This window comes from Pseudomonas sp. LBUM1676, assembly GCF_059695605.1.
The window spans coordinates 913,653-926,128 of the sequence record NZ_CP166777.1 but is presented as its reverse complement, the minus strand read 5'-3'; the positions used below and the strand labels follow the sequence as shown (position 1 = coordinate 926,128).

16 protein-coding genes are annotated in these 12,476 nt (G+C 58.1%); 11 read left to right on the top strand and 5 right to left on the bottom strand.

From position 1 onward, the window contains the following. Positions 1-97: 97 nt before the first annotated feature. Together ACA041_RS04205 and ACA041_RS04200 are read right to left on the bottom strand one after the other, a co-directional pair. Positions 98-784: an LrgB family protein gene (locus ACA041_RS04205; RefSeq protein WP_497440001.1), complete on the bottom strand. Its 687-nt coding sequence runs from the start codon at positions 782-784 to the stop codon at positions 98-100. Beyond that, complete coding sequence (locus ACA041_RS04200) at positions 774-1,151, bottom strand: CidA/LrgA family protein (RefSeq protein ID WP_497440000.1); 378 nt, start codon at positions 1,149-1,151, stop codon at positions 774-776. Before ACA041_RS04200 ends, ACA041_RS04205 begins: the two co-directional genes overlap by 11 nt. 96 nt (positions 1,152-1,247) lie before the next feature. On the opposite strand from ACA041_RS04200, the gene ACA041_RS04195 reads away from it, so the two are divergent. Next, complete coding sequence (locus ACA041_RS04195; RefSeq protein WP_497439999.1) at positions 1,248-2,144, top strand: LysR family transcriptional regulator; 897 nt, start codon at positions 1,248-1,250, stop codon at positions 2,142-2,144. On the opposite strand, the gene ACA041_RS04190 is transcribed toward ACA041_RS04195, so the two are convergent. Then, positions 2,125-2,580 (bottom strand): flavodoxin, encoded by a 456-nt coding sequence (locus ACA041_RS04190; RefSeq protein WP_497439998.1) that lies wholly within the window; start codon positions 2,578-2,580, stop codon positions 2,125-2,127. The two genes, ACA041_RS04195 and ACA041_RS04190, sit on opposite strands and share 20 nt — an antisense overlap. A gap of 142 nt (positions 2,581-2,722) precedes the next feature. Here ACA041_RS04190 and ACA041_RS04185 point away from each other — a divergent pair, with 142 nt between their 5' ends. Continuing rightward, positions 2,723-3,199: a PAS domain-containing protein gene (locus ACA041_RS04185; protein WP_497439997.1), complete on the top strand. Its 477-nt coding sequence runs from the start codon at positions 2,723-2,725 to the stop codon at positions 3,197-3,199. Positions 3,200-3,255: 56 nt separating this feature from the next. Continuing rightward, positions 3,256-3,861 (top strand): hypothetical protein, encoded by a 606-nt coding sequence (locus ACA041_RS04180; RefSeq protein WP_497439996.1) that lies wholly within the window; start codon positions 3,256-3,258, stop codon positions 3,859-3,861. Position 3,862: 1 nt separating this feature from the next. Here the strand turns inward: ACA041_RS04180 and ACA041_RS04175 are convergent, their stop codons facing one another. Beyond that, complete coding sequence (locus ACA041_RS04175) at positions 3,863-4,822, bottom strand: MerR family transcriptional regulator (protein ID WP_497442005.1); 960 nt, start codon at positions 4,820-4,822, stop codon at positions 3,863-3,865. A 222-nt stretch (positions 4,823-5,044) separates the two neighbouring features. Between ACA041_RS04175 and folM the strand changes: the two genes are divergently transcribed. The 4 genes from folM (at position 5,045) to ACA041_RS04155 (ending at position 7,104) form a co-directional block, all read left to right on the top strand. Continuing rightward, positions 5,045-5,755 (top strand): dihydromonapterin reductase, encoded by a 711-nt coding sequence (folM, locus tag ACA041_RS04170; RefSeq protein ID WP_497439995.1) that lies wholly within the window; start codon positions 5,045-5,047, stop codon positions 5,753-5,755. A 21-nt stretch (positions 5,756-5,776) separates the two neighbouring features. After that, positions 5,777-6,337 carry a GTP cyclohydrolase I FolE gene (gene folE / locus ACA041_RS04165; RefSeq protein WP_497439994.1) on the top strand — a complete coding sequence of 187 codons (561 nt, stop codon included), beginning with the start codon at positions 5,777-5,779 and terminating at the stop codon, positions 6,335-6,337. Between the two features lie 2 nt (positions 6,338-6,339). After that, positions 6,340-6,711, top strand: a complete 372-nt coding sequence (gene folX, locus ACA041_RS04160) for a dihydroneopterin triphosphate 2'-epimerase (protein ID WP_497439993.1) — start codon at positions 6,340-6,342, stop codon at positions 6,709-6,711. A 96-nt stretch (positions 6,712-6,807) separates the two neighbouring features. Beyond that, complete coding sequence (locus ACA041_RS04155) at positions 6,808-7,104, top strand: DUF1244 domain-containing protein (protein WP_461984293.1); 297 nt, start codon at positions 6,808-6,810, stop codon at positions 7,102-7,104. A 124-nt stretch (positions 7,105-7,228) separates the two neighbouring features. On the opposite strand, the gene ACA041_RS04150 is transcribed toward ACA041_RS04155, so the two are convergent. Beyond that, a complete protein-coding gene (locus ACA041_RS04150; RefSeq protein WP_497439992.1) occupies positions 7,229-8,227 on the bottom strand; it encodes a LysR family transcriptional regulator in 999 nt (332 codons plus the stop codon). A gap of 395 nt (positions 8,228-8,622) precedes the next feature. Between ACA041_RS04150 and ACA041_RS04145 the strand changes: the two genes are divergently transcribed. From ACA041_RS04145 to ACA041_RS04130, 4 genes are all read left to right on the top strand, one after another. Continuing rightward, a complete protein-coding gene (locus tag ACA041_RS04145) occupies positions 8,623-8,997 on the top strand; it encodes a cupin domain-containing protein (protein ID WP_497439991.1) in 375 nt (124 codons plus the stop codon). Positions 8,998-9,011: 14 nt separating this feature from the next. Then, positions 9,012-10,247, top strand: a complete 1,236-nt coding sequence (gene lysA, locus ACA041_RS04140) for a diaminopimelate decarboxylase (protein WP_497439990.1) — start codon at positions 9,012-9,014, stop codon at positions 10,245-10,247. A 406-nt stretch (positions 10,248-10,653) separates the two neighbouring features. Further along, a complete protein-coding gene (locus tag ACA041_RS04135; protein ID WP_497439989.1) occupies positions 10,654-10,992 on the top strand; it encodes a HopJ type III effector protein in 339 nt (112 codons plus the stop codon). A gap of 220 nt (positions 10,993-11,212) precedes the next feature. Then, positions 11,213-12,463: a 2-aminoadipate transaminase gene (locus ACA041_RS04130; RefSeq protein ID WP_497439988.1), complete on the top strand. Its 1,251-nt coding sequence runs from the start codon at positions 11,213-11,215 to the stop codon at positions 12,461-12,463. The last annotated feature ends 13 nt before the right edge of the window (positions 12,464-12,476 follow it).

The window sequence follows — 12,476 nt, the reverse complement described above, 5'->3', positions numbered from 1 at the left end:
GACTACCGAGTCTAGTCAGCCTCCAGCGATCCTGTAGTTGCATTCGCAGCCAGCTTGGTGGCCTAGCGAGTCAGTGCTCCACCAAACGGGATCCGTGTCAAAGTACCGCCGCCAGCAAGGGTGCAGCGAACAGGTTCAACAGCCCCGTCAGAACCATGACCAACCCCGCCACCGAGCCTTCTTCACCTCCCGCTTCATGGGCCCGACTGACCCCGGCCCCGTGAGCGCCGACGCCAAACAAGGCGCCTCGCGCCAAGGCACTGCGCAGGGGCAGCCACTTGAGCAGGACACCACCGAGCATCGCCCCGAACACGCCGGTGAACATCACGAACACCGCGGTCAATTCCGGCACGCCACCCAAATCGTGAGCCAGCGGCATGGCAAAAGGTGTCGTAATCGAACGCGGTACCAGGGACATCGTCACCGAGCTGTCCAGGGCCAGTGCCTTGGCCAGACCGAACGAACTGCCGATGGACGCCGCACTGCCCGCCAACATTCCGAGCAACAAGGCCGACCAGTGGCGCATCAGCATCTGCCGCTGTTGCCAGATCGGTATCGCGAAGGCGACGGTGACCGGTCCCAGCACTAGCATCAGCCAGTGGGTATTGCTCGAGTATTCGGCATAAGCGGTGTGCAGCGGCACGGCAAGCGCCAGCAGCAGCGCCGGGACCAGAATCAATGGCGACAGCAGGTAACGACCGGTGCGCCGATAGATCCAGCGGCTGAACAGATAGGCCAGCACGGTGAAGGCCAGCCAGAACATCGGCATCAGCTCAAGCTTCATGGGACCTGCTCAACCGCACCACCAGCTCCACGGTAAAGGCGGTCACCAGCATCACCATCAGCGTGCTGACCCCGATCACCAGCAGAATCCGCCAGCCATCGGCGCGCAGCAGTGCGCCGTAATCGAGCAGGCTCATCAGCGCCGGAATGAAGAACAGCAGCATCTCGGCCATCAGCAGTCCCGCGCCCGTTTGCAGGGTCGCCGGCTTGACCACGCCCGATGCGAACGCCAGCAACAACAGCACCATGCCGATCACCCCACCGGGTATCGGCCAGGCCAACCATTCGGCCATCTGGCAGCCGAGCAGGTAGATGCCCAGCAGCACGGCCAATTCAGTCGCCAGTCGAGTCAGATATTTCAGGTTCATGTCTTCGATCCTCACAGAAGATCATTTTACGGAGCGGGCTGCTATCGCCGAAGCGAATTGTTAGACTTGAAGCCATTCCATATTGGAATCACGAACATGGAATTCAGACAGCTGCGCAGCTTCGTCGAGGTCATGCACCAGGGTGGTTTCACTCAAGCCGCCAAGACCTTGCATATCAGCCAGTCGGCGGTGAGCAAGCAGGTGGCACAGCTGGAACAGAGCCTTGGCACACCGCTGCTCGAACGGCTGGGCTCACAGCTTCGCCTGACTGCTGCCGGCAGCGTGGTCCTGCAACGGGCCGAGGGCATGTTACGCCTGCGCAACGAACTGCTCAGCGAGCTGGATGATCTGAGCCAGCTGGCCCGCGGGGAATTGCGCCTGGGCCTGCCGTTACTGGGCAGCGATGCGCTCTTCGCCGGCCTGTTTGCCGAATACCGGCGGCGCTACCCGAATATCAGCATTCAATTGCTTGAGGGCGGCAGCCTGAACATTGAACAGGCCGTATTGAGCGGTGAACTGGAGTTGGGTGGCAGCCTGTTGACCAAGGATCCGCAGTTTGCCTTCCAGCCCTTTTGCGACGAACCGCTGGACGCCCTGCTGCCGGTCGATCATCCGCTGGCGATGCGGACTGTGATCGGGTTGCAGGAGCTGGCCGATACGCCGTTTCTGCTGTATCAGCGCAGCTTCGTGCTCAACGATCGCTTGCTGCAAGCGTGCCAGCAACTGGGATTCACGCCGAAGGAAGGCGGACGCAGTGGCCAGGCGGACTTTCTCGCAGCCCTGGTGGCAGCCGGCCAAGGCGTGGTGTTGTTGCCGCGCGTGGTGGCCCGCGGACTGGAGCGGCCAGGCGTGGTCCGCCTGACCTTGAACGCTCCGGACTATCTGCGCTGGGATATCGCCTTTATCTGGCGTCAGGGTGCTTACTTGTCAAAAGCGGCTCAAGCCTGGCTCGCACTGCTGCGCGAGCGGCCGATCAGCCCCGCAGAGCGCTGATCAATTCCGCCAGCCAGGGCTCGGCGTCGGTTTCCGGGGTCACGCTTTCGCTGGCGTCCAGGCGCAGCATGGGCAGGACTTCGCGAATGCCCAGTTCGCCGAACAGTTCACGCATCAGTTCCCCGCCGCCACAGAAGGTGTCGCCGTAGCTCGCATCGCCCAGACCGATCACGGCGCCCGGCAAGCCACGCCAGGCCGCTGGCAACTGGTCGCGAATGGCGAAATACAACGGCTGCAGGTTGTCCGGCAGCTCGCCCATGCCGGTGGTCGAGGTCACGGCCAGGAAGGCTTCGGGGCCAAAGGCCTGGACATCGGCGAGACTCGCACGGGGGTTGTGCCAGGCCTGGAAGCCCGCGGCGTTCAAAATGCTCGCGGCGTGCCGGGCGACTTCTTCTGCCGTGCCGTACACCGAGCCGGAAAGGATGGCGACTTTCATCAATCTGATCCTGAAGCTGAGTAAAAAGAGGGGGATATTAACAGCCGCAGCAAAAAAGCTGCGATTACCTCTCATTTAGCATTGAAGGCCGCTAGAGTTCTTTTAGAATGCTGCGCTCAATCAATCTGGAAAGGATTCTCCAATGATCAACGCCCAACTGCTGCAAATGGTGATCAACGCCTCCAACGACGGCATCGTGATTGCCGAAAAGGAAGGCGAGCAGGATAACATCCTGATTTACGTCAACCCGGCGTTCGAACGTTTGACCGGTTATACCAGCGAAGAAATCCTCTACCAGGATTGCCGTTTTCTTCAGTCCGGGGATCGCGACCAGGAAGCCCTGCCGTTGATCAGAGAGGCATTGCGCAGTGGCGGTAGCTGTAGGGAAATCCTCAGGAACTACCGCAAGGACGGCACACCGTTCTGGAACGAGCTGTCGCTTTCGACGGTGAAAAATCCGAGCGACGGGCAGACTTATTTTGTCGGTGTGCAGAAAGACGTCAGCGTTCAGGTCAAGGCGCAGCAGCGGGTGGCCCAGCTGGAGGCGCAAGTGGCAGAGCTTCAGGCCGAGCTTGCGGCACTCAAAGCGACGAACGGTGAAAACCAAATCGCGAATTAAGTGTCCTTTACTAGAATCACCGATGAATGTGCACACATATTTCCTTCGAGCAGATCATGCAGCGCGACGCACTCCTGACCCAGGATGAGCTGGATTTTATCCAGACCATGCAGCACAACCCGCAACTCAATGTGCGGGATGCGACGTCGAGCCTGCTCGTCAACGGTGGTTCGCAGATCCGCGACTTGCTCACGCGCCTTGCCGCCCATGAGCAAGTCACGCTCCAGGCCAACTTCGAAAATCAGCAGATGACCTTTCCGCTGCATCTGGTGGAAGACGAGTTTCACGCGCTGCATCTACGCCTCGGGGTGCCCAGCATCTATGAAGACGGGCCGATGATCCGGCCCTGGCGACTGGTGCTCGAGGAGCCGGTGGCGCTGGAAAATGCCCGAGGCCATCCTGGCACGATGTGGGTGCACGAAGTGTCGTTCAAAGGGGTTTTGCTGGAGGCTCGCAACAAGACCAAACCGCCCAAGCATTTCGCCTTGTGGTTCAGCCCGTCAGGCTATGAGCGGATCGCGTTGCGTGGCACCTTCGAGAAAGAAACCGACAATGGCTTTTATGCCTATCAGTTGAATCAGGCCGACAAGGACGAGACCGAGCGTCTGCGCCAGTTCATCCTGCAGCAGCATCGGTTGACGCATCCCGCCCTGCATCTGTAACTCAAGTATCGAGATTGCCTGCCAGGAACTGCTTCAACCGCTGGCGCATCACCATTGCCTCGTTCCCCAGACAACCAATGGAAGATCCGGCCAGGCTCTCCTGCGCCAGATCGGACGCTTCCCCCGCCAGCATCAACTGGCAATCCAGACTCAAGGCCAGGCGATTCAAGCGTCGTGGCAGCTCGGGTGCTGGCATATGATTGGAAAACAGCACCAGCGCCCGGGGCTTGACCCTGTCGCAGACCAGTGTCAATTCGTCGAATGGCTGACCCAGCGCCAGCACTTGAATCGCTGAATCGACACTGCTCAGAAACAGCGCCGCCAACAGCAGTTCCAGTTCATGGCACTGATCGTTCAGCGCACAGACAATCACGCGTCGCGGTTGCATGACCCGCACCAGCAGCAGACGTTGCAATACACGAGATCGCAGAAAACCATCCAGGAACAGCCATTCGCTGGTCTGGCCAAAGGCTTGCTGGCGTTGCAGCAACAGTCTCCAGAGCGGAAGCAGGATGTTCTGGAACACCACATTCAACGGGTAACTGGCGAAGATCTGCCCGTAGACCTGCTCCAATCGCATTTCGTCAAAGGCGCTGACCGCCGCCTGGACCTGCTCCTGCCATTGCGTGTAGTCCGCTTGCACGAGGTCATTGGGGATGATGGGCGAAACAGACTTCAGCGGTGCGGTCCTGGCCAGTATCTTGCCGACCTTGCTGACCGCAACACCGCGCTCGATCCAGTCGAGAATGCTGCGTATCCGCTCGATATCGTTCATCGAATACAACCGATGCCCGCTGTCGGTGCGTGTCGGCTGAATCAGGCCATAGCGTCGTTCCCAGGCGCGTAGCGTGACCGGGTTGACGCCGGTCAGGCGCGCCACTTCACGAATCGGAAACAGGTCTTCCCGTTCAAGGGAGGGAGTCCCCTGCACAGTTGGGAAAACATCGGTCAGCACAGGCATTGGAAAGTCTACGTCCATGTGAATTGGATCCTATTGTAGCGCGCTTGCGCTATGACTATTCAAGACGTTGATGAACCACAATGCTTGCTGGCTGGTTGAACAGCACATCGCGACGGCCGTTGCCCCCGCAGGAGCGAGGCTTGCCCGCGAACCGCTGCTACAAAAGCCACCTCAGAGCCCGTCGCTGGTATAGTTTTGCTCTCACTGCGACGCGAGCCGTTCATGACCTCTTCTTCCGCCCCGATCCTCATCACCGGTGCCGGCCAGCGTGTTGGTCTGCACTGTGCGCAGCGACTGCTCGAAGACGGCCACCCGGTGATCTTCAGCTACCGCAGCGAACGCCCCGGCGTGCAAGCCTTGCGTGACCTGGGGGCGACCGCGGTGTTTGCGGACTTCTCCACGCAAGCCGGGATCTTCGCCTTCATCGGCGAACTGAAAACCCACACCGAACGGCTGCGGGCGATCGTGCATAATGCGTCCGAATGGCTGGCCGAAACCCCGGACACTGACGCCGCAGCCTTCACTCGCATGTTCCACGTGCACATGCTGGCCCCCTACCTGATCAACCTGCATTGCGCCGAGTTGCTTGAACGCTCAAGCCCGGCCGACATCGTGCACATCGGCGATGACGTGACCCGCAAGGGCAGCAGCAAGCACATCGGCTACTGCGCCACCAAGGCCGGGCTCGACAACCTGACGCTGTCTTTTGCCGCCAAGTACGCGCCGGCCATCAAGGTCAACGGTATCGCGCCAGCCCTGCTACTGTTCAATCCCGACGACGACGCGGCGTACCGCGCCAAGGCCCTGGCCAAGTCGGCACTGGGTATCGAACCCGGCAGCGAAGTGATCTACCAGAGCCTGCGCTATTTGCTCGACAATCCTTATGTCACCGGCACGACCCTGACCGTCAACGGCGGACGGCACATCAAATAAGCGGCTTCGTGAGGAAGTTCCATGACGTTATCCCTGTCCCAGAGCTACCGCGAGATCCTCATCGGCCTCGGTGAAAACCCCGATCGCGAAGGCCTGCTCGAGACCCCGGTGCGCGCGGCCAAGGCCATGCAGTACCTGTGTCATGGTTACGAACAAAGTGTCGAACAGATCGTCAATGGTGCGCTGTTCGCTTCCGACAACGATGAGATGATCATCGTCGACAACATCGAGCTGTATTCGCTCTGCGAACATCACATGCTGCCCTTCATCGGCAAGGCTCATGTGGCTTATATTCCAACGGGCAAAGTGCTGGGCCTGTCGAAGATTGCGCGACTGGTGGACATGTTCGCCCGTCGCCTGCAAATCCAGGAAAACCTCACCCGGCAAATCGCCGACGCGGTGCAACAGGTGACCGACGCCGCAGGCGTTGCGGTGGTCATCGAAGCCAGGCACATGTGCATGATGATGCGCGGCGTCGAGAAACAGAATTCGACCATGAACACCTCGGTGATGCTCGGCGCCTTCCGCGAGTCGAGCAACACCCGCCAGGAGTTCCTGCAATTGATTGGACGGAGCAAGTAGCAATGCCACAACTTCAACCAGGAATGGCACGTATCCGGGTCAAGGACCTGTGCCTGCGGACTTTCATCGGGATCAACGAGGATGAAATCCTCAACAAGCAGGATGTGCTGATCAACCTGACCATCCTCTATGCCGCCCAGGAAGCGGTGCGTGACAACGACATCGATCACGCGCTCAATTACCGGACCATCACCAAGGCGGTCATCGCCCACGTGGAGGGCAATCGCTTCGCCCTGCTCGAACGCCTGACCCAGGAAATTCTCGATCTGGTCATGGCCAATGAATCGGTGTTGTATGCCGAGGTCGAAGTCGACAAACCCCATGCCCTGCGTTTCGCCGAGTCGGTGTCGATTACGCTTGCAGCGAGCCGCTAGTTTCAAGCGGCAAGCTTCAAGCTGTAAACTTCCAGCTACCGCAATCCATCTTGCAGCTTGAAGCTTGCCGCTTGAAGCTGTCTCGCAGAGACCCCCATGAACGATCAACAACGCCTGGAACTTGAAGCCGCCGCCTTCCGCCGGCTGGTCGCCCACCTGGACAGCCGCAAGGATGTGCAGAACATCGACCTGATGAACCTCTCCGGTTTCTGCCGCAACTGCTTGTCCAAGTGGTACAAGGCCGCTGCCGACGAACGCCAGATCGAAGTCAGCCTCGACGACGCCCGCGAAGTGGTTTACGGCATGCCGTACGCCGAGTGGAAAGCCCAATACCAGCAAGAAGCCAGCGCCGAACAACAAGCGGCGTTTGCCAAAGGAAAACCCAATGATTAGGCGCTCGCTAAGTGTTAACAACAGGCCAGCTTTACGAACAAGGCGTTAAATAGCTTCAGACGCTATGGCTTAAGCCTCTGACGCTGAGTGCTGATTTGATCGGTCCCGATCCCATTCTTCGTCGCTACCCCAGCAAAGTGTGAAGCTGTTGGTGCAACTCACCGGAGCTCAACTTCATCTCATCAATGAAGGCCGTAGCGACTGACGTCTGTGGCCGATACAGCGGTGTGATGAGGTTGACGCAAAATGGTATCGAAATCGAAAACCGCCGCAAGCACACACCCTGATCGGCGAAACTCAATGCCGTCAGTGGATTGATGATGCCGACCCCGACGTTTTGCTGAACGAAGAAGCAGACGGCCGCTGCGCTGTGGGTTTCTATGACCGTGCGACATTTAACCTGGGCGTCGGCAAGTATCTTGTCGAGGATGATCCGGTACGGATCCTGACCCGACAGGCTGACCATGTTGATACCGGCCATATCCAGAGGCGTAATCACCTTTTTGCCGCACAGCGGATGGCTGGATGGCAGCACGCACACTTCATCGCCTGTAAAGATGTTTTCACATCGAGTACCTGGCGGCGTTTCGCTGTTTTCAGTCAGCCCGAAATCATGCCGTTGGGCCGTCATCCACTCCTCGAGCAGAGGGGACTCCTGCGGGGTGATGTTGATGTTCACTTCCGGGAACGCATTGATGAACCGACCACACACATAGGGCAACAGGCTCTGCGAAAAGGCAGGCAAGCATGCGATCGTGAGACTGCTCTGGAAATTCTTGATCGATTGCGCCGCATTGTGGATGCGTTCGAGCCCGTAATAGGAGGTTTTCACTTCCTCAAACAAGCTCAGCCCCTGAGTGGTTGGCTGCAAGCGCGCTTGTGTTCGTTCAAACAGTTTGAGCCCCAGGACATGCTCGAATCGTGCGATTTCACGGCTGACGGTCGGCTGTGAGGTTTTGAGCAATGCCGCCGCCTTGGTCACGCTGCCTGTGGTCATGATCGCCCAGAATATTTCGACTTGCCTGAAACTGAATCTCACTCTATCCCCCAAGACAGATACGGCCTGAATCCCTTGAAAAGCGCCAGCGAGCATAGCATGCGGGGCCGTTTCAGCCTTGCTCAAGGTATATCAAAAATGAAAGGAACCTCAAAATAAATGATATTTTGAATGTAGTGGCCATGTAATTACACTGGCCCGACAAATAAACCTCTACCACTCTGCTCCCTTAAGATGTGCGATCGGGTGCCTGTTCTTCAGCGGCGCCGATAGGGTCGTATCAATCCCGTTGCACTGCCCGAGGGTGTGCACGAACTCAGTCTTTACAAAGGCGTCGGAGATTTTTCCGACAGGGACGCACAGAACTTCGAAACCCGTGAAGGCCATGTGGAGTGGTTTTGGCCGATCGAGCATCAGGACACACCTGACTTCATGTTTCAAACTGCCAGGCTCTCAGCCGACCTGTTTGAAATCGAACGAAACTGAACCCGATCCTGCCAAATTCTTCATGAGATAAAAGCATGTTCGACAATCGCCACATTCGTTCGCTGGCCAACCCGGCCATGGAATTGATCGAGTACGCAACACCACCGGAAAAGTGCACGCAGGGTCGTCCGGTGCAAACTTTTCACAAGCAGTTCGAGAGCGCTGACCGGTTATTCTCGGTAGGAATCTGGGAATGCAGCGTGGGCAGTTTTACGGTGAACTTCACCGGGCATGAATTCGCCAGTCTGCTGGAGGGGCGGATCATGATCGAAGACGAGCAGGGCACCCAAGTGTTGTTTTTGCCCGGTATGCAACTGGTCTTTCCCGCCGGTTACAAGGGCGAATGGAATGTGCTCGAACCGTCCCGAAAAGCTTATGTCTGGTACGAATTAAGCCCTCCGGCTCTTTGAACGGGTGCCTCACTTTGAACAACATCAACGATTCACTGATCAACCAACTGGCGCACGAGTTCGGCACGCCGTTCTGGCTGTATGACGCCGATTCCATTCGTCGCCGGACCGCACAATTGCACGCATTCGACGTGATTCGCTATGCGCAGAAAGCCAACCCGAACATTCAGATACTCAAGTTGATGAAAAGTCTGGGCGCCATGGTCGACGCGGTGTCACTGGGCGAAATTGAACGAGCCCACAGAGCCGGATTTCGCAACGATGAGGGTCACGCCCAAATCGTTTACACCTGTGATGTCCTGGACGAAGCGACGCTACAGCGGGTGATCGAACTGAACATTCCGCTCAACGCCGGCTCACCGCAAATGCTGGAGCAACTGGGCAAGGCGAGTCCCGGGCATAAAGTCTGGTTGCGGATAAACCCGGGATTCGGTCATGGCCATAGCCGCAAAACCAATACTGGGGGCCAACACAGCAAGCACGGCAACTGGCATGAAAATCTGGATGTATGCTACCAACTGATCGAAACCTACGGTCTGGAGTTGGTGGGGCTGCACATGCACATCGGCTCCGGCGTCGATTACGAGCATCTGCAACGTGTCTGCGCGAGTATGGTCGAGCACGTGCTGCGTTGTCCGTTCGATATTTCGGCGATCTCGGCGGGGGGCGGATTGCCGATCGCCTATCGCGACGATGATCCGCAGATCGACATCGACGAGTACTTCCGGATCTGGGATCTGGCGCGTCGCCAGATTGAAGAACATCTTGGGCACTCGGTGACGCTGGAAATTGAACCGGGGCGCCTTCTGGTCGCTGAATCCGGGTGCCTGGTGGCTCAGGTCAGGGCCAAAAAGGATGTCGGGACGAATCATTTCGTGCTGGTGAACTCCGGTTTCAACGATCTGATACGACCGGCCATGTATGGCAGTTTTCACCAGATCACCGCTATTCAGAAAGTCCCTGTGTCTGATCGGGGGTTGTGGCGCAATACCGTGGTGGCTGGTTCGTTGTGCGAGGCTGGCGATGTGTTCACTCAGCAGAGCAACGGCGAAATCGATCAGCAATTGCTGCCGAATCTGCAGGTGGATGATTTGCTGGTTTTCCATGATTGCGGCGCCTACGGAGCAAGCATGTCATCCAATTACAACACCCGACCGTTAATCCCGGAGTTAATGCTGGATGGCGACTCGGTCAGGGTTATTCGTCGTCGTCAGACTTTCGTCGAGTTACTTTCGCTAGAAACGATTTAAACCAATAAGAACGGATGAAGGGTGCAGACACACAACCAGTTCAATCACATCGAGGTGCAGCTCAATCGTGCGCATGGCTGTCGCGACACCGTGCTTGCCAGCAAGACATCGGGAGACGTTCGCTGGGATCGGACCAAGCGCAATGAGAGCGAAGCATTGATCACCTGACTTCAGGCAAAATGCCCGCTCTTCGCCGGTTTCGGCCGTTCATGGCTACGATGCATCCTGGTCAAGTCCAACGCAAATTCCTGGTCAGTTCGAATGCAAATGGGTGCTCAAGTCCGTGCAATTACCCCGCGTGCATGTGGCTCGAAATAACCTCAAAAAAGTAAAAAAAGTTACTATATGTAAGTGCCTGAATAGTTTGTAAATATCACATGTAACAGTTAAGAAGGAGTCGTAAGCCATGAGTGATTTGAACACCCTGCGCGCCAGCCTCAAGAGTGGCGAACATGTTTTCGCCGACACCCTGGCCTTTATCGCCGTCGGCTACGCCTATCAGCCCCAGGCATTCAACAATGGCGGCGTGGAAAACGCAGCCGGGCAGAACGAAGGTTCGTGCAAGACCCTGGGCCTGGCCCTGCTGGAAGGTCTGAGCGATGAGGAAGCGCTGTTGGCGTTCGGCGAGCATTACCGTTCGGTGGTGGCGACGCCTGAAGGCAGTGACCACGGCAATATCCGCGCGTTGATTGCTCATGGCCTGGCTGGCGTCAAGTTCACACAGCAGCCACTGACCCGCCGTTAAACTGCAGGAGCGAGCTTGCTCGCGAAAAACGCATGGGCGCCGCGAGCATTCAGACAGCCCGCGTCATCGTTAACGTCCATCGCGAGCAAGCTCGCTCCTACAGTTGTTTAACCCACATCCCGACTTTTAAGATTGACCCGGCAACTTTATTTCGTTTGCCGGGTACCGCTGCTCACGGCTTAGATAAAAAGAAGCGCCCCTTCTTCTGAGTCAGGTATCCATGAGCAGCGAAACCATCAGCCAGTCGATCAACATCGTGCACCCCGTCACGCTCAGCCACGGCAAAAATGCCGAAGTCTGGGACATCAATGGCAAACGCTACATCGACTTTGTCGGCGGCATCGGGGTACTGAACCTCGGCCATTGCCATCCACGCATCGTCGAGGCCATCCGTGAACAGGCCACGCGGCTGACCCACTACGCGTTCAACGCCGCCCCCCATGCGCCCTACCTCGAACTGATGGATCGCCTGACGGCATTTATTCCGGTGGATTACCCGGTCAGTGGCATGCTCACCAACAGTGGCGCGGAAGCGGCGGAAAACGCCCTGAAGATCGTCCGTGGCGCCACCGGGCGTACGGCAGTCATCGCCTTTGACGGCGGCTTCCACGGCCGCACGCTCGCCACCCTCAACCTCAATGGCAAGGTCGCGCCCTACAAGCAAAAAGTGGGTGTGCTGCCTGGCCCGGTGTACCACCTACCCTTCCCGAGCCAGGATAACGGCGTGAGCTGTGCCGAGGCCCTGAAAGCCATGGAGCGTCTGTTCAGCGTCGAGATCGACGTCGAAGACGTGGCCTGTTTTATCGTCGAACCGGTGCAGGGCGAAGCGGGTTTCCTGGCGATGGATGTGGAATTCGCCCAGGCACTGCGGCGCTTCTGTGATGAAAAGAACATCGTGCTGATTGCCGATGAAATCCAGTCCGGCTTCGGTCGCACCGGCCAGCGCTTCGCGTTCTCGCGGCTGGGCATCGAGCCGGACCTGATTCTGCTGGGCAAAAGCATTGCCGGTGGCGTGCCACTGGGTGCGGTGGTCGGGCGCAAGACTTTGCTCGACACCTTGCCCAAGGGCGGACTGGGCGGCACCTATTCGGGTAATCCCATTGCCTGCGCCGCGGCGTTGGCGACCCTGGACGAAATGACTGACGCACATCTGCAGGCATGGGGCGCACAGCAGGAAGAAGCGATTGTCAGTCGCTATCAATCCTGGCGCACCAGCAAACTGTCGCCGTACCTGGGTCGCCTGACCGGTGTCGGTGCGATGCGCGGCATCGAGCTGGTCAACGCCGACGGCACACCGGCCTCGGCGCAGTTGACGCAACTTTTGGCCTTGGCTCGCGATGCGGGTTTGCTGCTGATGCCCAGCGGCAAGTCACGCCACATCATCCGGCTCCTGGCACCGTTGACCACCGAAGCGGCCGTGCTGGAGGAAGGGTTGGACATTCTTGAGGCATGCCTGGCGAAACTTTCCTGAAAGCAAACTACGA

Excerpts from the sequence above, each read along its gene's own strand:
- folM (WP_497439995.1), top strand. The coding sequence starts at position 5,045 with ATGACCTCTTCTTCCGCCCCGATCCTCATCACCGGTGCCGGCCAGCGT.
- folE (WP_497439994.1), top strand. The coding sequence starts at position 5,777 with ATGACGTTATCCCTGTCCCAGAGCTACCGCGAGATCCTCATCGGCCTC.
- ACA041_RS04155 (WP_461984293.1), top strand. The coding sequence starts at position 6,808 with ATGAACGATCAACAACGCCTGGAACTTGAAGCCGCCGCCTTCCGCCGG.
- ACA041_RS04195 (WP_497439999.1), top strand. The coding sequence starts at position 1,248 with ATGGAATTCAGACAGCTGCGCAGCTTCGTCGAGGTCATGCACCAGGGT.
- ACA041_RS04190 (WP_497439998.1), bottom strand. The coding sequence starts at position 2,580 with ATGAAAGTCGCCATCCTTTCCGGCTCGGTGTACGGCACGGCAGAAGAA.
- ACA041_RS04135 (WP_497439989.1), top strand. The coding sequence starts at position 10,654 with ATGAGTGATTTGAACACCCTGCGCGCCAGCCTCAAGAGTGGCGAACAT.
- ACA041_RS04130 (WP_497439988.1), top strand. The coding sequence starts at position 11,213 with ATGAGCAGCGAAACCATCAGCCAGTCGATCAACATCGTGCACCCCGTC.
- folX (WP_497439993.1), top strand. The coding sequence starts at position 6,340 with ATGCCACAACTTCAACCAGGAATGGCACGTATCCGGGTCAAGGACCTG.
- ACA041_RS04175 (WP_497442005.1), bottom strand. The coding sequence starts at position 4,822 with ATGCCTGTGCTGACCGATGTTTTCCCAACTGTGCAGGGGACTCCCTCC.
- ACA041_RS04180 (WP_497439996.1), top strand. The coding sequence starts at position 3,256 with ATGCAGCGCGACGCACTCCTGACCCAGGATGAGCTGGATTTTATCCAG.
- ACA041_RS04185 (WP_497439997.1), top strand. The coding sequence starts at position 2,723 with ATGATCAACGCCCAACTGCTGCAAATGGTGATCAACGCCTCCAACGAC.
- ACA041_RS04200 (WP_497440000.1), bottom strand. The coding sequence starts at position 1,151 with ATGAACCTGAAATATCTGACTCGACTGGCGACTGAATTGGCCGTGCTG.
- ACA041_RS04205 (WP_497440001.1), bottom strand. The coding sequence starts at position 784 with ATGAAGCTTGAGCTGATGCCGATGTTCTGGCTGGCCTTCACCGTGCTG.
- ACA041_RS04145 (WP_497439991.1), top strand. The coding sequence starts at position 8,623 with ATGTTCGACAATCGCCACATTCGTTCGCTGGCCAACCCGGCCATGGAA.